This is a genomic window from Lysobacter defluvii IMMIB APB-9 = DSM 18482 (genome assembly GCF_000423325.1).
In the GTDB taxonomy this organism is placed as follows: domain Bacteria; phylum Pseudomonadota; class Gammaproteobacteria; order Xanthomonadales; family Xanthomonadaceae; genus Novilysobacter; species Novilysobacter defluvii.
On the sequence record NZ_AUHT01000012.1, the window covers coordinates 179,660 to 197,694 of the forward strand.

The window sequence follows — 18,035 nt, forward strand, 5'->3', positions numbered from 1 at the left end:
CCATGGCCGACACCCGACCCTCGCCGCTGGGCATGCTCAAGCCGATCGCCGGCCGCGCGCTGGAACTCGCACTTAACCGCGCCCTGGCGCTCGACCCGGACACCCGCGAGGGGCTCAAGGGCCTGGACGGCCGCGCGATCGCGCTGCACCTGGCGCGACCGCCGCTGGCGCTGCAGGTCAGCGTCGACGGCGAGCGCCTGCGCGTCGGTCCGCCTGCGGACGCCCCGGCGGACCTGTCGGTGCGCGGCACCCTCGCCGGCCTGCTGGGCCAGCTGCCGATGCTGCGCCGGGACGACGCCGCACCCGTGGGCGAGCTGCGCATCGAGGGCGATGCCGAGCTGGCGCGCCGGCTGCGCAAGCTGGCCGACCGCTTCGACCCGGACTGGGATGCGCCCTTCACCGACGTGTTCGGCGACGTGCTGGGCGTGCAGATTGCCAACGCCGTCCGTGCCGCGTTGCGCGGCGCCCGCGAGGCCGGTCGCGAACTGGCCGGCAGCACCGCCGAGTTCCTCACAGAGGAGTCGCGCGACCTGGTGCCGCGTGCCGAGCTCGACGCCTTCAACGACGACGTCGACGTGTTGCACGACGATGTCGAACGGCTGGCGGCTCGCATCTCGCGCCTGCGCGTTGGGGCTGGCCGGTGAGGGCGGCGCTGCGTGCCTGGCGCATCGGCCGGGTACTGCTGAAATACCGGCTCGAGGACCTGCTCGAGGGCACCGCGCCCCGCCGTTGGCTGGGGTTGGCGCGGCCGTTCGCACCGTCGGTACCGGCTGATATCGCGGCCCAGCCGCGCGGCGTGCGCCTGCGCCTGGCGCTGCAGGAACTCGGGCCGATCTTCGTCAAGTTCGGGCAGATCCTGTCGACCCGCCGCGACCTGGTGCCGCCGGACCTGGGCGACGAGCTGGCGCGGCTGCAGGACGAGGTCGAGCCGTTCGACGGCGAACAGGCGCGCGCCATCGTCGAGCAGGTGCTGGGCCGGCCGGTCGGCGAGGCCTTCGCCAGCTTCGACACCACGCCGCTGGCCTCGGCGTCGATCGCCCAGGTGCACGCGGCGACGCTGCTCGAGCCAGGTGCCACGGCGCCGCGCGAGGTCGTGGTCAAGGTCCTGCGCCCGGGCATCCGGCGCCGCATCGACGCCGACCTGGAGCTGCTGCGCTCGCTGGCCGGCGTGGTCGAGCGCACCCATCCCAACGCCTCCAAGATCCGGCCGCGCGAGGTGGTCGCCGAGATCGAGTCGACCCTGCTCGCCGAGCTCGACCTGCAGCGCGAGGCCGCCAACGCCAGCGTGCTGCGCCGGTTCTGGGCCGGCAGCGACGACCTGTACGTGCCCGAGGTGGTCTGGACCCACACCGCCGAGCAGGTGCTGACCCTGGAGCGGGTGCACGGCATCCCGTCCGACGACATCGCCGCGCTGGACGCCGCCGGCATCGACCGCAAGGCGCTTGCGGCCAAGGGCGTGCGGGTGTTCTACACCCAGGTGTTCCGCGACAACTTCTTCCACGCCGATGCCCACGCCGGCAACATCTGGGTCGACACCGACCCGGCGCGGCGCGCCAACCCGCGCTTCATCGCGCTGGACTTCGGCATCGTCGGCCAGCTCTCCGACCAGGACCAGTACTACCTGGCGGAGAACTTCATGGCGATCTTCAACCGCGACTACCGCCGCATCGCCGAGCTGCACGTGGCCGCCGGCTGGATGCCCGGCACGGTGCGGGTCGAGGAGCTGGAGGCGGCGGTGCGCGCGGTCTGCGAGCCGTACTTCACCCGCCCGCTGAGCGAGATCTCCCTGGCCGAGGTGCTGGCCAAGCTGTTCAACACCGCCCGGCGCTACCAGCTGACCCTGCAGCCGCAGCTCATCCTGCTGCAGAAGACCCTGCTCAACATCGAGGGCGTCGGGCGGCAGCTGGATCCGAAGATCGACATCTGGGCGGTGGCGCGGCCGGTGCTCGGGCGCATCCTGGCCCGCCGCTACAGCCCGCGCCGGGTGCTGCGCGAGGTCCGCAAGCGCCTGCCCGAACTGGTCACCCAGGCCCCGCACATGCCGCTGCTGGTGCACGAGTGGCTCCAGCAACAGGTCGAGGGCCGCCACCAGCTGGCGATGCGCTCGGACGACATCCGCGCCCTGATGCTGGAACTGCAGCGCTCGCGGCGCCGCATGGCCGGCGTGCTGGCCGGCGCAGGCCTGCTGGTCGCGGCCGCGGTGCTGCACGGGCTGGAAGCCGGCGGACCGGAGTGGCTCGACATCCCGCTGGTCGCGTGGGTGCCGGGCGTCATCGGCCTGTTCGCGCTGGCGGGCGGCTGGCTGCGTCGGTGACCGCTTCGCCGTCGTTCCCGCGAACGCGGGAACCCACCGACCCGCTGGCCCTCCGCGTCCTGCACCAGGACGACTGCCTCGCCGTTATCGACAAGCCCGCCGGCCTGATGGTCCACGACAGCGCCCTGGCGCGAGGCGAATCCGACTTCGTGGTCGACCGGCTGCGCCAGCAGTTCGGGCGGCAGGTGTTCCTGGTGCACCGGCTGGACCGCGCCACCAGTGGATGCCTGTTGCTGGCCTTCGACCGCGACACCGCCGGGGCACTGGGCCGCCAGCTGATGGCCGGCACGATCGACAAGCGCTACTGGGCGGTGTGCCGTGGCTGGCCGGCGGAGGACGCCTTCGAGGTCGACCACCCGCTCGACGGCGGGCCCGGCAAGCCGGAGAAGAAGCCGGCGGTCACCCGGTTCCGGGTGCTGGCGCGGACGGAGTGCGACTGGCCTTCCACCGGCTTCGAGACCTCGCGCTACGCGCTGGTGGAGGCGCAGCCGCTGACCGGGCGCTTCCGCCAGATCCGCCGCCACCTCAAGCACGCCTCGCACCACCTCATCGGCGATACCAGCCACGGCGACGGGCGCCACAACCGGGCGTTCCGCATGATCGGCGTGCACCGGATGCTGCTGCATGCGCGGGCGCTCGGGTTCGAGCACCCGGGTGATGGCCGGCCGATGGTGGTGGAGGCGCCGCCGGATGGCCCCTTCGGCAAGGCCCTGGACCTGTTCGACCAGCCCCCACGGACGGGGCGGGATTGAAGGGCCTGCGACCGCGGCTTACGGTGCCAGGTCGCGTTCTTCGGGTGCGCTGATCGCGTCCTGCAGGTCTTCCGCCATCTCCTGCAGCAGCGGCACCAGCAACTGTTGCGATTCCGTTGCGATGTTGGCCATCAGTTGCGGGGTCTTGTCGAGCACGCGCTGGCCGGCCGGACTCGAATAGAACTCGATCATCGCCTGTACGTCCGTGGCATCGAAGGTTTGCCGGTAGACCTCGCGATAGACCGGTTGCACCTTCTCCCAGGACAGGGCCTCGCGCATCCGGGCGGTGTGCCGGTCGGCCTTGGCCCGGACCTCGGCCTTCGCCTCTGCGTCGAGCTCCCCCTGGTACAGCCGGTCGAGCATCTGCGCCTGCATGGCTTCCACCTGCAGCCACATGGCGTCCAGCTCCTGTTGCATGCGCATGACGTCCATCAGCCGATCGACATCCGCCGCGGCGGGTTCCGCCGCCTGGGCGAACGTGGAGGTGCCCAGCGCCAGCGCGCCGGCAAGAAGCAAGCCCAATCCCCTCATGGTGCGGTTCCTTCCTTTTTGATCCCCGAGGGGCAGGGTGCGGAAGTGTGTAGCGCGCCGTCAAGCCGCGTTGCCGGCAGCGTGCCTACAATCGCGCCGATGGGCGGCCAGGCGATCGACATCCCGGAGTCGGAGATCACCGAGCGCTTCGTGCGTGCGGCGGGCCCCGGTGGCCAGAACGTAAACAAGGTTGCCACCGCGGTGGAGCTGCGCTTCGACATCGCCGGCTCGCCGTCCTTGCCCGAGCCGGTGCGCGAGCGGCTGCTGTCCCGCCGCGACCGGCGGGTGACCGCCGAGGGCGTGCTGGTCATCAACGCCCAGCGCTTCCGCACCCAGGAGCGTAATCGCCAGGATGCACGCGAGCGGCTGGCGGCCTTCATCGAGGCAGGGCGGCAGGCGCCGCGCAAGCGCGTCGCGACCCGGCCGACGCGGGCCTCGCGCGAGCGGCGGCTGGAAGCCAAGCAGCAACGCAGTACCCTCAAGCGCCGGCGCACGGTCCGCGACTGGGACTGAGCCGGGCGTCCGGGCACGGCGCGAACACCAGGGGGACAGCAGGACATGCAGGAACACGCACGCGGCACCGCGGTGGTGCCGGCACTTCCGCCGTCGGCACCGCAGGTGCCCTATCACCCGTTCGCCCGCTGGTTCGGCCGCACGGTGCTGCGGCTGGGCGGCTGGAAGGTCGTGGGCGAGTTCCCGGACCTGCCGCGGGTGGTGCTGATCGGCGCGCCGCACACGTCCAACTGGGACGGGGTGTGGGGCTTCGCCGCCAAGCTCGCATTGGGGCTGGATGTGCGCATCCTGGGCAAGGATTCGCTGTTCCGGGTACCCGTGGTGGGCTGGCTGGTGCGCAAGCTCGGGGTGATCCCGGTGGACCGCAGCGCTCCGCGCGGGGTGGTGGACCAGGCCGTCGCGATGATCCGCGGTTCGGAGCGGCTGTGGTACGGGCTGGCGCCGGAGGGCACGCGCAAGCCCGTGGAGCACTGGAAGACCGGCTTCTGGAAGATCGCCCATCGCGCCGGGGTGCCGATCCTGCCGGTGTACTTCCACTATCCCGACCGGCGGATCGTGGTCGCGCCGGTGATCCACACCGGCGGGGACATGGAGGCGGAGATCGTCGCCATCCGCGAGTGGTACCGCCGGGTGTCCAAGGGGCGCAACCGCGACGCCTGAGCGGACCATGCCCGGATTGGCACGGGCATTGCGTGGAACCGGGGAAGGGAACGGCGGGGGGGACGTCTTTGGCGACAGGCAGGCTCCAGGCAGGCGCGGGCACCAGCGGGCGCCCCGCCTTCGACGTGGTGGTGCCGGTGCGGCCGGGCGACCATGCCTTCGTGGTCCATTGCCTCACCTCCCTGCTCCTGCAGTCCCTCACGCCCGGCAAGGTCGTGCTGGTCGACGACGGGGGCGCCGAGGCCGACCATTCGCTCCAGCTGGCCGCCGAGTTCGGGCGGGCCAACGGGCTGCAGGTCGAGTGCATCTCCCGGCGCTGGACGATCGGCCACGTCGCCACGCTGAAGCGCCAGGCGCGTGACTCCAGCGCCCAGGTCCTGCTGGTCCTGCAGCCGGGCACGGTGCTCAACACGCCCGACTACATCGACGCCTGCCTGGCGACGTTCGCCGACCCCGGCGTGGCCTGCGCGGCGGGGCGCGCCGCCGTGCTGCAACCCGGGCATCGCAGCCGGGTGGAGCAGTCCGAACCGTTCCGCCGGTGGATCGGCGATGACCCGTACCTGGATCCGCTGGCCCCGCGCGGCGCGGCGGACCGGCTGGCCCGCTGGCTGTCGGCCGCCTGGCTGGCACACGTCCAGGACCTCGGGGCCGGACTGTGCGACCGCATCGGCGAGCGCACCTGCGGCGGGATCATGCTCGCGACCGGCGGTGCGGTCGCCTACCGCTGCCGCTACCTGCGCGACCTGTTCGACCGCGTGGAGCCGGTGCGTGGCGACGACCTGGGCGCGTGGCCGGGACACGCCATCGCCCACGCGTTCGCCACCGAGGGCTACCGGATGGTCCGCGTAGGCGAGGCGGAAGCGCTGGTCCAGCCGCCGCCGCTCGCGCGTTGGCCCTCGCTTGCCTGGTCCTGGCTGCTGGGGCTGCTGCAGGCTGGGCACTGGTTCGACCCGCTCCTGCGCAGCCCGTTCCGGAGGCTGGCGCGCTATCGCCGCCGCAAACACGCGCAGGGATCCGGAGGAGGGAGGTACACCACGCGGGACGAGGTCATCGAAGAGCCCTTCGGCGAGCGCGTGACCCGCCTGGAAGGACGGCCGGTGGGCGGGGCGCTGCTGCTCCGTGCCGTGGTGCTGGCCGGCCTGGGGCTGCTGGCCTGGGTCCTGGGATTGTCGGGCCGATGGGCCGCGCTCGGCGGTCTGGCCCTGGTCGAGGTTGCCGCGGTGGCGCTGGTGTTGCCGGCGCTGGCGGGGCGCCGCGAGCGCGGCGCGACGGCAGTGCATGCACTCCTCGCCACGCCGCTGCGCTGGGGCGTGGTCGTGGCGGTCCCCCTCGCGCTGGCGCGGATGGTCGCGGGGCTGTGGCTGGGCCGGGCGTTCCGGTGGCGCCGGTTGGAACGGCGGCGGTCAGCGCGAGGACGCTGACGCGGGGTCGTGCCCGCGGTCCTCGCCGCTGCGCACCAGGTCCGCGAAGGCGCGTGCCTGCGGCTCCAGGTACCGCCCCTTGCGCATCACCACGCCGTAGCTGCGTTCCGGGAACCACGCCGACAGCGGGCGCGCGGCGAGCCGGCCCTCGTCGGCCGGGGTCAGGCAGATCGACGTGACGATGCTGATGCCCAGCCCCATCGCCACGTACTGCTTGATCACCTCCCATCCGCCCACTTCCAGGCCGACGGTGTAGGGCACCCGGTGGCGCTGGAAGACGGCGTCCACCATGCGGTAGGTCGTCAGCCTCTGCGGCGGCAGGATCAGCCCGTAGGGCGACAGGTCCGCCAGCTCCAGCCGGCGCTTGCGGGCGAGCGGGTGGTCGGGCGGGGTGATCAGCATCGGCTGGTAGCGGACCACCGGGGTGTAGTCCAGGTCCGGCGGCACGTCGAGCATCGAGCCCACCGCCAGGTCCACCCCGTCCGAACGCAACAGGTCCAGTCCGCCGGCCCCGGTGACGTTGTGCAGCCGCAGCTGCACGTCCGGATGGGCCTCGCGGTAGCGGCGGACGATCCCCGGGAGCAGGTACAGGATGGTCGAGGCGCCCGCCGCGACGTCCAGCTCGCCCCCGTCCATGCCCTGGATGCGCTTGCGGAAGGTGCCGTCGAGCGCGTCGATGCCCTCCACCAGCGGGCGCGCGAGTTCGTACAGCGCCTCGCCCTCGCGGGTCATCACCAGCCGCCGGCCGCTGCGTTCCAGCAGGCGCGTCCCGGTATCACGCTCCAGCGCCTTCAGCTGCTGGGTCACGGCGGGCTGGCTGAGGAACAGGGCCTCGGCGGCACGTGACACCGAACCCAGCCGGACCACCTGGCAGAAGGCCCGGAGCGGCTTGAGCCGGTCTCCCTTGTAGGCGAAGCGGGGCGTCGGCGAGGCCATATCAGGCCCTGGTATAAGCAGGGCTTATAGGTCGCATTGAAACAAGTTGATTGTCAAATAGCCGTGCTGCGCGGGATGGTCGGGGCACCCAGTACGGAGCCACGCCATGTCCGCTGCCATGCCGCTGTCCCGCCGTCACGACACCAACCCCGGGTCCTTGCACGGACTCGTGCTCACCGCCCGGCACCCGGACCAGGCCGCGCTCTTGCCCGAACGCGTCCTGGAAGTCCTGGTTGCGCTGCACCGCCGTTTCGAGCCGCGCCGCCAGTCGCTCCTGGAAGCGCGCCGACAGCGGCAGCAGCGCTACGACGCCGGGGAACTGCCCGGTTTCCGCGACGACACCCGCGACATCCGCGAGCGCGCGTGGAAGGTGGCGCCGCTGCCGCCCGCGCTGCAGGACCGGCGCGTGGAGATCACCGGCCCGGTCGATCCCAAGACGGTGATCAACGCCCTCAACAGTGGCGCCAACTGCTACATGGCCGACTTCGAGGACGCGACCTCCCCCACCTGGGACAACCTGCTCACCGGCCAGCAGGCGCTGCGCGGCGCCGTCGCCGGCACGCTCGAGCACGATGCGCCGGAGACCGGGCGCCGGTACCGCCTGCGCTCCCGCCGCGAGCAGGCGCTGCTCATGGTCCGCCCGCGCGGCTGGCACCTGGACGAGAAGCACCTGCTCGTCGATGGCGCACCGGTGTCGGCGGGCCTGTTCGACGCCGCGCTGTACCTGCTGCACAACGCGCGTGCGCTGGTCGACCAGGACCGCGTCCCCTGCCTCTACCTGCCCAAGCTGGAGTCGATGGAGGAAGCCGCGCTGTGGGACGAGGTGCTGGCCAGCCTGGAGGCCGGCCTCGGCCTGCCGGAGGGCACGGTCCGCACCACGGTGCTGATCGAGACGCTGCCGGCGGCGTTCCAGATGGACGAGATCCTGTACGCCCTGCGCTCGCGTGCCGCCGGCCTGAACTGCGGACGCTGGGACTACATCTTCAGCTACCTCAAGGTCTTCCGCGCCCACCCCGACCGGGTCCTGCCCGAGCGTGGGCAGGTCGGCATGGACCAGCCCTTCCTGCGCACCTACTCGGAGCTGCTGGTCCACGCCTGCCATCGCCGCGGCGTGCACGCGATGGGCGGCATGGCGGCGCAGATCCCGGTCCCCGGCGACGCGCAGGCGAACGAACAGGCCCTGGCGCGGGTGCGCGCCGACAAGCTGCGCGAGGCCATCGCCGGCCACGACGGCACCTGGGTCGCGCACCCGGCGCTGATCCCGGTTGCGCGAGGGGTGTTCGACGAGCGCATGCCCGGGCCGCACCAGCACCACGTCGCCCGGGACGACATCGCCGCCTTCAGCGAGGCGCAGCTCGCCGCCATGCTCGCCGAACCACCGCGCGGAACCATCACCCGCGCCGGGTTCGACGACAACGTCGAGGTCTGCGTGCGCTACCTAGCGGCCTGGCTCGCCGGGACGGGCTGCGTGCCCATCCACCACCTGATGGAGGACGCGGCCACCGCCGAGATCGCCCGCGCCCAGCTGTGGCAATGGCTGAACCACCCGCGCCACGGCCAGGGCCCGCTGGAGCTCGACGACGGCACGCCGATCGACTTCCACCTGCTGGAAAGCGCCCTGCTGTCGCTGCCCTACCGGCTGCATGGCGAGCACATCCCCGGCGCCGACCGCGTCGCCGAGGCGATTGGCCTGCTCGACCGCCTCTGCCACGCCGAGGTGCTCCCCGACTTCCTGACCGTCCCCGCCTACGCGCGCCTCGACTGAATCCTTCCGGAGGATCCCGACATGACCGCACTGCCCACCGCCGACCAGCTCCGCCATGACTGGAACACCAATCCCCGCTGGGCCGGCATCACCCGCCCGTACCCGGCCGAGGAGGTGGTGCGCCTGCGCGGCACCGTCGCCATCGAGCACAGCCTCGCCAGACTGGGCGCCGGGAAGCTGTGGAAGTCGCTGCACGACCGCGACTTCGTCAACGCGCTGGGCGCGCTCACCGGCAACCAGGCCATGCAGCAGGTCAAGGCCGGGCTGAAGGCGATCTACCTGTCGGGCTGGCAGGTCGCCGCCGACGCCAACCTGGGCGGGCAGATGTACCCCGACCAGTCGCTGTACCCGGCGGACTCGGTGCCGGCGGTGGTGCGGCGGATCAACAACACCCTGCTGCGCGCCGACCAGATCCAGTGCGCGGAGGCCGGGGGCAAGCCGGGCGACGACCATATCGACTACCTGCAGCCGATCGTGGCCGACGCCGAGGCCGGGTTCGGCGGCGTGCTCAACGCCTTCGAGCTGATGAAGGGCATGATCGAGGCCGGCGCCGCCGGGGTGCACTTCGAGGACCAGCTGGCCAGCGCGAAGAAGTGCGGCCACCTGGGCGGCAAGGTGCTGGTGCCGACCCGCGAGGCGGTCGACAAGCTGGTGGCCGCGCGCCTGGCGGCCGACGTGCTGGGCGTGCCGACGGTGCTCATCGCCCGCACCGACGCGGAGGCCGCGGACCTGCTGACCAGTGACGTCGACGCCAATGACCGGCCGTTCTGCACCGGTGAGCGCACCGCCGAGGGCTTCCACCGTACCCGCAACGGTTTCGAGCAGGCGGTGAGCCGCGCGCTCGCCTACGCCCCGTACGCCGACCTGCTGTGGTGCGAGACCGGCACGCCCGACCTGGAGTTCGCTCGCCGCTTCGCCGAGGCGGTGCACGCGAAGTTCCCCGGCAAGATGCTGGCCTACAACTGTTCGCCCAGCTTCAACTGGAAGGCGAACCTGGACGACGCCACCATCGGCCGCTTCCAGGAGGAGCTGGCGGCGATGGGCTACCGCTTCCAGTTCATCACCCTGGCCGGCTTCCACGCGCTCAACCACGGCATGTTCGAACTCGCGCACGGGTACGCGCGCCGGCAGATGAGCGCGTTCGTGGAGCTGCAGCAGGCCGAGTTCGCGGCCGCGGAGCGTGGCTTCACCGCGGTGCGCCACCAGCGCGAGGTCGGCACCGGCTACTTCGACGCGGTCACCCGCGCGATCCAGGGCGAGCAGTCGTCCACCGTCGCCCTCGACGGCTCCACCGAGGCCGCCCAGTTCGCGGGTCGGCAGGCCGCGGCCTGACGCGCACGGGACCGGACCGGCAAGGCCGCTCCGGGGCGCCGACTGCGTAGTTCACGGGAGGGCAGGCTATGCTGCCTCTCCCATGGCCTAGTGGATACGGCGTGAAGCGCATGTCAGCACTCGCGGCGCAGGTGGGGACGGACGCCCCCGCACCGTGGCCGGCGGACCTTGCCGGCGCACCCCAGGACGACCCCGGAACGCCGGAGCTTTCGGTGTCGGAGTACGCCCTGTTCGCGGGGATCGCAAGGCCCAGGTCGATGCGGGCTGGCGAAGTGCTGTTCGGGCGCGGCGACCTGGGCACGACGATGTACATCATCGCCAGCGGGCAGGTGGAGCTCGACTTCGGCGAGGACCTGGTGGGAAAGACCCTCGGGCCGCGGGAGTTCTTCGGCGAGCTGGGGCTGCTGATCGGCGACCACGCGCGCAGTGCGACGGCATGCGCGCGTGCGGACGGCGAACTGCTGGAAGTGCGGCATGAGGAGTTCCAGCGCCTGGTCGACGCGCGCCCGGACGTGGTGGCGCACTTCCTGCGCCGGGCGATCGCGCGCGTGGTGCTCAACGAGCAGTTCCTGATCCGGCGCCTGCGGCGGCGCAATACCGAGCTGCAGGGCGCGCTCGACAGCCTGCGCGCGGCCAACGACCAGCTCACCCGCGCCGAGGCGATGATGCTGCGCGACGAGTTGACCGGCCTGTTCAACCGCCGCGGCCTGCGCGCCCACCTGCAGGAGCGCGAGCGCAACGGCGCCACCGGCGGGCTGGGCCTGCTGCTGGTGGACTGCGACGGGTTCAAGCAGATCAACGACGAGCACGGCCACGTCGCCGGCGACCGGGTACTGCAGGGGGTGGCCAGCATCCTGCGCTCGGTGTCCGGTGCCAACGACATCGCCTGCCGCCTGGGCGGCGACGAGTTCGCGCTGCTGTTCAGGGCCGACGGCGGCCGCGCGGAAGTGCTGCGCTACGCCGACTTCATCGCCGAGACCGCGCGCGGGCTGCAGGACATCCCGCAGTCGCCGCCGCGCATGTGCGCGCTGAGCATCGGGGCCAGCCTGCTGCCGCCGGGCGGCCGCTGGAGCGACGGCTATGGCCTGGCCGACACCGCGCTGTACCGCGCCAAGCGCCTGGGCGGGAACCGGGTGGAATGGCAGGACGCCACGGTGGCGACGGAATGAGCGTCGTGGGCGTGCCGGACAACGCCGCGGACACGCCGGCGACCGGGCCTGCCGCCACCCCGCAGCTGCGGACGATCCTGCTCACCGACCTGGTCGGCTCCACCGAGCTGGTGGAGAAGATCGGCGACGGCGCCGCGGCCGAACTGTTCCGCGCCCATGACCGGCTGGTGCTGCAGCTGCAGGAGCGCTGGCGCGGACGGCTGATCGACCGCTCCGACGGCATGCTGCTGCTGTTCGAACGCCCGATCGACGGCCTCGGTTTCGCCCTGGACTACGTGCGCGGGCTGCGCGAGGTCGGCGCGCCGCACAAGGTCGACCTCAAGGCGCGCGCCGGCATGCACGTGGGCGAGGTGCTGACCTGGCGCAACAGCCCGGAGGCGGTCCGGGTGGGGGCCAAGCCGGTGGAGGTCGAGGGACTCGCCAAGCCCCTGGCCGCGCGCCTGCTGGGGATGGCCCGGCCCGGGCAGGTCCTGCTGTCGTCGGTGGCCGAACCGCTGGCCCGGCGCAGCGCCCGCGAACTGGGCGAGCGTGGCCTGCACCTGGCGTGGAAATCCTGGGGACGCTGGCGCCTCAAAGGCTTTCCGTCGTCGCAGGAGGTGTTCGAAGCCGGCGAGCCTGGCATCGCCCCGCTGCGCCGTCCCGTGCACGGCCCCAAGGCCTGGCGCGACCTGCCGGTGTGGCGCCGCCCGACCGCCCTCGCGGCTCAAGCGGTGGTGGTGCTCGCGATCGCGGCCGCCACCTGGCTGTTCACCCGCCCGCAGCCGGCGATCGCCTTCGGCGAGCGCGACTGGGTGGTGCTGGCCGACGTCCGCAACCTCACCGGCGAACCGCTGCTGGACGACTCGCTGGAGCTCGCGTTCCGGGTGAGCCTGGAACAGTCGCGGCATGTGAACGTGCTGGGGGACATGAAGGTGCGCCAGGTCCTCGGCAACATGCGTGTTGATCCGGATGCCCCGCTGGACCGCTCTACCGCCGCCGAAGTGGCAGTCCGTGAAGGCTTGAAGGCCGTGATCGTGCCTACCGTGGCCGAGGTCCACGGGCGCGTCAGAGTGACGGCGGAGATGATCGACCCTGATAGCGGGGCCGTTGTGTGGGTAGGACATGCCGACGGCGCGGGCGCCGGGTCCACTTTGCAGTCGATCGATACGATCGTGGCGGCGCTGCGGGACGGACTCGGAGAGAGTGCCCAGATGCTGGCCAACACGGCACAGCCGCTGCCCCGCGTGGCCACCTCAAGCCTCGACGCGTTGAAGTCCTATGCACTGGGGCTGGAGGCGTATCGCGTCGCCGACTATGCGCTCGCGCTGCAGCACTTCGAGCGTGCGATCGAACTGGATCCGGAGTTTGCCCTCGCGTACCTGGGTGCTGTGCGCGCCCTCGTGACCACGGCCGATGCCGGAGCGGCCGAAGAGTATGTCGCCCGCGCGGCGGAGTTGCGCGAGCGCCTTGCGCCCCGCGAAGCACTGTACCTGGACGCCTGGGTGGCTGAGTATGGCGACGCCGGCGCGGCGCGCGCAGCGGATGCATGGCGGTTACTGGGAGAGACGTATCCAGATTACTTCGCCGCGCACCACAACTACGCGTGGATCAAGTTCGGGATGGGCGACTATTGTGAGGCCTACACGGCCATTTCGAAGGCGACGGTGCCGGAGAATCCACTGCGCCACGCGGCAGTGGAACTCAAAGGTCTGATTCAACTCGCAGCAGGTGCGAGCGAAGACGCTCTCGCGAGCCTGCAATTGGCTGCTGAGCTCCGTGGAAGTGCACCTGGTCGCCGCGTTGCGTCGGCCCTCGCATCGCTGGGTCGGCTGCAAGAAGCGGGCGCGATACTGGAAGCGGCTCCTCCCCTGCCTGGAACCTTGGCGCCACTCAATTATCTGGAGCGCATATCCGTCAATCTCGCGGCGGGCAGATTCGAGGAGGCGGCCCGGGTTGGGAGTTCCGCCGTGGCCGGTTCCGGTGATGCATCGGTTCTGGTCCAGCGGGTTCTGCGGATCCAGGCCTTAACTGCGGCATCTGGGCTCGGGACGGACGAACCGGACCCCCTCACCGTCCGGGCACTCGCACGAGAGGTTGCACTGGATGCCCGCACCGGGCCCGCAGTTTCGAGTGCGGACACGACAGCCATAGCGCTGGCGGCAGTGAGAATCGGACAACGCTTGGGCGATCACGCCGGGGTCGCAGCAGTCATCGAGGAACTCCGCACGGCGGCGCAGCGGAGCGGCCACCCTACGCTGCAGCGGCTGTACGACGCCGTGGAGGCGGAGCAGTTGCGCGCAGCCGGCAAGTCGGCTGAAGCCCTCGAAAAGCTTTCACCTGAGCGCGCACGAAACGCACCTTATCAATGGCATGTGGTTCGCGCGGCAGTGCTTCGGGACCTAGGCGAACGCGCTGCTGCCGAGGCCGAAGAGGCATGGCTGGAGCGCAACGCACATCGCGCCTGGTCAGAGCCCCTCGGTGGCCAGGTGTTCCTGGCCATGAACGTCATTGACCTTGGGACCGCTCGTGAGCGATCAATGAAGACGGCTGCACAGCATGGCGCTTACTTGCGTCGCAGCCTGCCTGCCAGTTCGTTTGCATCAAACGAGTAGACGACCGTGTAGGCAGCAGCAGAAGTGAGGTCGCGCTGCAGCGCCTCCTGGCAAGCCCTGATCTCTTCCTTGGACGCCAGTCGTTGCACCTTCATGCAGCTGGCACTGGCTAGTGCGGCCGCGGCGTCCGGGTGGCCCACCTCCCGGAGGGCGGCCTGCGGATCGCTGGCGAACAGCTGGCGAAAGTCATCATCCTCAGCCAGCCGCGAAAGAAGGCGGTCGGCCACGACCGGATCGAATGGCGGATGGTGCGGCTTCTTTGTCGAATCCATGTATTCCCCCTGTCAGCTGACACGCGTAGACCCAGCAACGGAGGCCGCCCTCGGGGGCGGCCATGCGGCAAATGTCAGTTCCCTCGGAGTACCGGACCCGCTTCGGCGCAACCGAAATGGAACACCACAGTGTGGTTGGCGCGTTGCGTCAAATACTGCTTGAGTGCCTCCCGCGACCGACGGATCTCTTCCTTTGAAGCCAGCTCCCCCGTCAGGCAGTAATACGGCTGGCCCTTGAAAGGCCGCTTGCCCCGCATCCTCGCAGCGGGCTCGTGGCCGATGTCATGGAGCGCGCCGGCCGGGTCCCGCTGGAACTTCGCGCGGAACACATCGCTGGTCGACAGCAGTTCCAGCAGCCGGTCCGCAATGTCCGGCGGCAGCGTTTCGTGCGTCTGCTCTTCCATCTGGTGTGCGTGCATTGGTTTCCCTCCCCAGGTCGGCCGCACGGGCGTGCGGCTGGGCCGAGCATAATGCAGCCGTGGCGGACGTGCCGGGCACGAGGGGGAAGGGAATATGCGGATTCGTCGATGCGCGGTCCTGATGCTGGAACCGCGGGAGGAGGCGCGCTTCGCGCTGGACGACCTGTTGGCGGGCGGCAACGGGCTGCGGCGGACGTTGCGCTGTCTCGCGCTGGCCGGGCACCTGGACGCGCCGGTGGAAGTCGACGCCGCCGAGCGCGAGCTGCTTGGCCTGGCCAGCCCCACGGAATGGCTGGATCCCGATGGATTGCCGGAGGTCTTGGCAGCGGCCGTGCCGCGCCTGGTTGCGGAAGGGCTGCTGCTGGAAGAGGCACCGTCCGATCCGGCCGCATCGGACGCCGATGCCCGGCTGCGCGAGTTGTGCTGGTGGACGCCCTCGGCGGTGGCGCATCGCCACGGGCGCTGGCAGGGCGTGGACGGGGCGGGGGAAAGCGAGCGCGCCGGGCTGCTGACCATCGAGGGGCTGGAGTCGCGCTTCGGCCCGCCGCCGCCGCACGTGGCGCAGACCGGGACCGGGCCGGGGGCGCCGCGGCAGCCCTTGCCGCGCACGCCGGATGCCGACTTCGACCGCCTGCTGGCGCGGCGCGCCACCTGCCGCAACTTCGACACCGCGCGTCCGCTGGACCAGGCACGCTTCGCCACCATGTTGCAGCGGGTATTCGGCGCGCGTGCCCACGTGGACGCCGGCACCGGCGCCACGTTCCTCAAGAAGGGCAGCCCCTCCGGCGGCGGACTGCATTCGACCGGTGCCTACCTGCTGGTGCGCAACGTCGAGGACGTGGCGCCCGGCCTGTACCACTACCACCCGGTGGAGCATGCACTGGAGCCGCTGCCGGCGCCGGAAGCCCCGCTGGACGAACTGGCGCTGCTGGCCCTGTCCGGCCAGCACTGGTTCGCCGACGCCCCGGTCCTGGCCGCCCTGGTGCCGCGCTTCGCCCGCAGCTACTGGAAGTACCGCCACCATCCCAAGGCCTACCGTGCACTGGTGCTGGACGCCGGGCACCTGTCGCAGACCCTGTACCTGTCGGCCACCGAGTTGGGGCTGGGGGCGTTTGTGACCTCGGCGATCAACGAGGTCGACATCGAGCGTGCCTTCGGGCTGGACCCGCTGGAGGAGAGCCCGCTGGCGGTGTGCGGCTTCGGCTGGCGCGCCCGGCGGATGGAAACGGCCGAGTTCGACCCGGCGGGCGAGGTGTGGGAGGTAGCCCGGGTGCCCACCGACCCGGAATGAGCAAGGCCTGCCCTGTTGGTGGTAGCGTTCGGCCAAGACCGGCAAAGGGGAAGGGTGCGGATGAAGCAGGTTCTACCGGGGGTGTTGGCGGTGGCGTTGATGCTCGGGACCGGACAGGTGCGTGCGGCCGATCCGACCCTTGCCGAGATCAGGGCCCAGCAGCTGGAGCTGCATGAGAAGCTGGCGCAGGGCGACGCGTCCCTGGCAGCGTTGTCGGCAACCGAACGCGCGCAGCTGCAGGCCGCCCAGGAACGCGTCTTCGGGATCCTCGAGGGCCACTCCGATGCCGACCGGCTCCATCCGGCGCAAAGGACGCAGCTGACCAACGAGCTGGAGCGGATCAATGCCCTGGTCCAGGGCGACGACCGCAACCGGCTGGTCTGCAAGCGCGAGAAGCGCACCGGCAGCCAGCGCTATGTGCGGGTGTGCAAGACCGTCGCCGAGCGCGAGCTGGAGTTGCAGAACTCCCAGCGGTTGTGGGACCGGACCAACGTCTGCAACGGCGGTGTCGGCTGCTCGAACTGAAGCACGCTCAGCACGGCACGCGCTCCTGCCGCCGGTCCATGCGCCGGTAGCCGATCGCCTCCGCGAGGTGCGCCGTGGCGATGGCGTCGCAGTCCGCCAGGTCGGCAATGGTGCGTGCAACCCGCAGGATCCGGTGCATCGAGCGCGCCGACAGCTGGAGTTGTTCGACCGCGCGCTCCAGCAGTCGCTGGTCGTCCGGTGACAACAGGCAGGCGGCATGGGTGCCGCCGGCGTCCAGCAGGGCATTGGGTCGTCCGCCGCGGTCAAGCTGCCGGGCGCGCGCACGGATGACCCGGCCGCGGATGCGGGCGCTGTCTTCTCCCGCTGGCGCGTCGGCGCGCAGTTCCGACGACGGCAGCCTGGGGACGTCCACGTGCAGGTCGATGCGGTCGAGCAGCGGACCGGAGACGCGGCCGCGGTAGCGCGCGATCTGGTCGGGCGTGCAGCTGCACCGCCCGGACGGGTCGCCGGCCAGGCCACAGGGGCAGGGGTTCATCGCCGCCACCAGCTGGAACCGGGCCGGGAATCGGATGCTCCGCGCCGCCCGCGAAACCGTCACCTCCCCGGCTTCCAGGGGCTCGCGCAGCACTTCCAGCGCGCTGCGCCGCCACTCGGGCAGCTCGTCCAGGAACAACACGCCGTTGTGCGCCAGCGAGATCTCGCCCGGGCGCGGTTCGCCGCCGCCACCGGCCAGCGCCACCGCGCTGGCCGTGTGGTGGGGGGCGCGGAACGGCCGCTGCCGCCAGCGCGCCGGGTCGAACCCGCGGCCGCTGCCGCTGCCGGCGAGGGACTGTACCGCCGCGGTTTCCAGCGCTTCGACCTCGCTCGCGGGCGGCAAGAGGCCCGGCAGGCGCGAGGCCAGAAGGGTCTTGCCGCAACCCGGGGGACCGACGAGCAACAGGTGGTGGGCGCCGGCCGCGGCGATCTCCAGCGCGCGCCGGGCATGCAATTGCCCGCGCACGTCGCGCATGTCGGGTCCGGCCGTGTCCTCCACGGTGGCCGGGGCCTGCGCAACCGAAAGGAGCTTGCGGCCCGCGAGTCCGGCGCAGACCTCGGACAGGGTGCGGGCCACGCTCACCCGCGCCGCCCCCGCGAGGGCCGCCTCCGGGCCGTTGCCGGCCGGAACCACCAGCCGCCGTCCCGCCGCGGCGCTGGCCAGCGCCACCGGCAGCACCCCGTCCACTTCGCGCAGCTGCCCGGTCAATGCCAGCTCGCCGACGAACTCGCAGTCCCCCAGCGCCTGTAGCGGGATCTGCCCGCTCGCCGCCAGGATCCCCAGCGCGATCGGCAGGTCGAAGCGCCCGCCGCCCTTGGGCAGGTCGGCCGGTGCCAGGTTGACGGTGATGCGGCGTGCCGGGAACTCCAGCTGCGCGCACTGGATCGCGGCGCGCACGCGGTCCTTGGCCTCCCGGACCGCCGCCTGCGGCAGGCCGACAATGGACATCGACGGCAGTCCGCCGGCGAGGTGGACCTCCACGCGTACTTCCGGCGCGCGCACGCCCACGCGTGCACGGCTGTGCACGAGTGCAAGGTTCATCGCGGGA

At 71.5% G+C, this 18,035-nt stretch carries 17 protein-coding genes; 12 read left to right on the top strand and 5 right to left on the bottom strand.

Going from position 1 to position 18,035, the window contains the following annotated elements; all coding sequences use genetic code 11:
• The first annotated feature begins 2 nt into the window (after positions 1 to 2).
• Genes G545_RS0111365 through G545_RS0111375 form a run of 3 tightly spaced genes read left to right on the top strand, consistent with a single transcriptional unit; the run spans position 3 to position 3,066 of the window.
• Complete coding sequence (locus tag G545_RS0111365; RefSeq protein WP_027070485.1) at positions 3 to 644, top strand: ubiquinone biosynthesis accessory factor UbiJ; 642 nt, start codon at positions 3 to 5, stop codon at positions 642 to 644.
• Complete coding sequence (gene ubiB / locus G545_RS0111370) at positions 641 to 2,314, top strand: ubiquinone biosynthesis regulatory protein kinase UbiB (RefSeq protein ID WP_027070486.1); 1,674 nt, start codon at positions 641 to 643, stop codon at positions 2,312 to 2,314. The genes G545_RS0111365 and ubiB overlap by 4 nt, the downstream gene beginning before the upstream one ends.
• On the top strand, positions 2,311 to 3,066 hold the full coding sequence (locus G545_RS0111375) for a pseudouridine synthase (RefSeq protein ID WP_231553212.1): 756 nt from the start codon (positions 2,311 to 2,313) through the stop codon (positions 3,064 to 3,066). The genes ubiB and G545_RS0111375 overlap by 4 nt, the downstream gene beginning before the upstream one ends.
• Positions 3,067 to 3,084: 18 nt before the next feature.
• On the opposite strand, the gene G545_RS0111380 is transcribed toward G545_RS0111375, so the two are convergent.
• Entirely contained in the window at positions 3,085 to 3,597 is a 513-nt protein-coding gene (locus tag G545_RS0111380) for a DUF2059 domain-containing protein (RefSeq protein ID WP_027070488.1), read from the bottom strand.
• A gap of 99 nt (positions 3,598 to 3,696) precedes the next feature.
• Between G545_RS0111380 and arfB the strand changes: the two genes are divergently transcribed.
• From arfB to G545_RS0111395, 3 genes are all read left to right on the top strand, one after another.
• Positions 3,697 to 4,110, top strand: coding sequence for an alternative ribosome rescue aminoacyl-tRNA hydrolase ArfB (gene arfB, locus G545_RS0111385; RefSeq protein WP_027070489.1), 414 nt, complete (start codon positions 3,697 to 3,699; stop codon positions 4,108 to 4,110).
• Between the two features lie 45 nt (positions 4,111 to 4,155).
• Positions 4,156 to 4,770, top strand: coding sequence for a lysophospholipid acyltransferase family protein (locus G545_RS0111390; protein WP_027070490.1), 615 nt, complete (start codon positions 4,156 to 4,158; stop codon positions 4,768 to 4,770).
• Between the two features lie 68 nt (positions 4,771 to 4,838).
• On the top strand, positions 4,839 to 6,191 hold the full coding sequence (locus tag G545_RS0111395) for a hypothetical protein (protein WP_154656586.1): 1,353 nt from the start codon (positions 4,839 to 4,841) through the stop codon (positions 6,189 to 6,191).
• Here the strand turns inward: G545_RS0111395 and G545_RS0111400 are convergent.
• Complete coding sequence (locus G545_RS0111400; protein WP_027070492.1) at positions 6,174 to 7,127, bottom strand: LysR family transcriptional regulator; 954 nt, start codon at positions 7,125 to 7,127, stop codon at positions 6,174 to 6,176. The genes G545_RS0111395 and G545_RS0111400 overlap by 18 nt on opposite strands.
• A gap of 118 nt (positions 7,128 to 7,245) precedes the next feature.
• Here G545_RS0111400 and aceB point away from each other — a divergent pair, with 118 nt between their 5' ends.
• The 4 genes from aceB to G545_RS14590 all read left to right on the top strand — a co-directional run bounded on the left by aceB (position 7,246) and on the right by G545_RS14590 (position 13,984).
• Entirely contained in the window at positions 7,246 to 8,892 is a 1,647-nt protein-coding gene (gene aceB / locus G545_RS0111405) for a malate synthase A (protein ID WP_052347324.1), read from the top strand.
• A gap of 21 nt (positions 8,893 to 8,913) precedes the next feature.
• Positions 8,914 to 10,224: an isocitrate lyase gene (gene aceA / locus G545_RS0111410; RefSeq protein WP_027070494.1), complete on the top strand. Its 1,311-nt coding sequence runs from the start codon at positions 8,914 to 8,916 to the stop codon at positions 10,222 to 10,224.
• A gap of 110 nt (positions 10,225 to 10,334) precedes the next feature.
• Positions 10,335 to 11,393, top strand: a complete 1,059-nt coding sequence (locus G545_RS14585; RefSeq protein ID WP_081677877.1) for a GGDEF domain-containing protein — start codon at positions 10,335 to 10,337, stop codon at positions 11,391 to 11,393.
• Complete coding sequence (locus tag G545_RS14590; protein WP_052106785.1) at positions 11,390 to 13,984, top strand: putative peptide modification system cyclase; 2,595 nt, start codon at positions 11,390 to 11,392, stop codon at positions 13,982 to 13,984. Before G545_RS14585 ends, G545_RS14590 begins: the two co-directional genes overlap by 4 nt.
• Here G545_RS14590 and G545_RS15435 read toward each other — a convergent pair.
• A complete protein-coding gene (locus tag G545_RS15435; RefSeq protein ID WP_081677867.1) occupies positions 13,936 to 14,256 on the bottom strand; it encodes an NHLP-related RiPP peptide in 321 nt (106 codons plus the stop codon). The genes G545_RS14590 and G545_RS15435 overlap by 49 nt on opposite strands.
• Positions 14,257 to 14,330: 74 nt before the next feature.
• On the bottom strand, positions 14,331 to 14,660 hold the full coding sequence (locus tag G545_RS0111430; RefSeq protein ID WP_027070495.1) for an NHLP-related RiPP peptide: 330 nt from the start codon (positions 14,658 to 14,660) through the stop codon (positions 14,331 to 14,333).
• Positions 14,661 to 14,769: 109 nt separating this feature from the next.
• Here G545_RS0111430 and G545_RS0111435 point away from each other — a divergent pair, with 109 nt between their 5' ends.
• Together G545_RS0111435 and G545_RS0111440 are read left to right on the top strand one after the other, a co-directional pair.
• Positions 14,770 to 15,966, top strand: a complete 1,197-nt coding sequence (locus tag G545_RS0111435) for a putative peptide maturation dehydrogenase (RefSeq protein WP_027070496.1) — start codon at positions 14,770 to 14,772, stop codon at positions 15,964 to 15,966.
• A 60-nt stretch (positions 15,967 to 16,026) separates the two neighbouring features.
• A complete protein-coding gene (locus G545_RS0111440) occupies positions 16,027 to 16,491 on the top strand; it encodes a hypothetical protein (protein WP_154656587.1) in 465 nt (154 codons plus the stop codon).
• A gap of 7 nt (positions 16,492 to 16,498) precedes the next feature.
• Here G545_RS0111440 and G545_RS0111445 read toward each other — a convergent pair whose 3' ends face one another.
• The gene (locus tag G545_RS0111445) at positions 16,499 to 18,028 is read right to left on the bottom strand and encodes a YifB family Mg chelatase-like AAA ATPase (RefSeq protein WP_027070498.1); all 1,530 of its coding nucleotides are present in this window, start codon (positions 18,026 to 18,028) and stop codon (positions 16,499 to 16,501) included.
• Between the last annotated feature and the right edge of the window lie 7 nt (positions 18,029 to 18,035).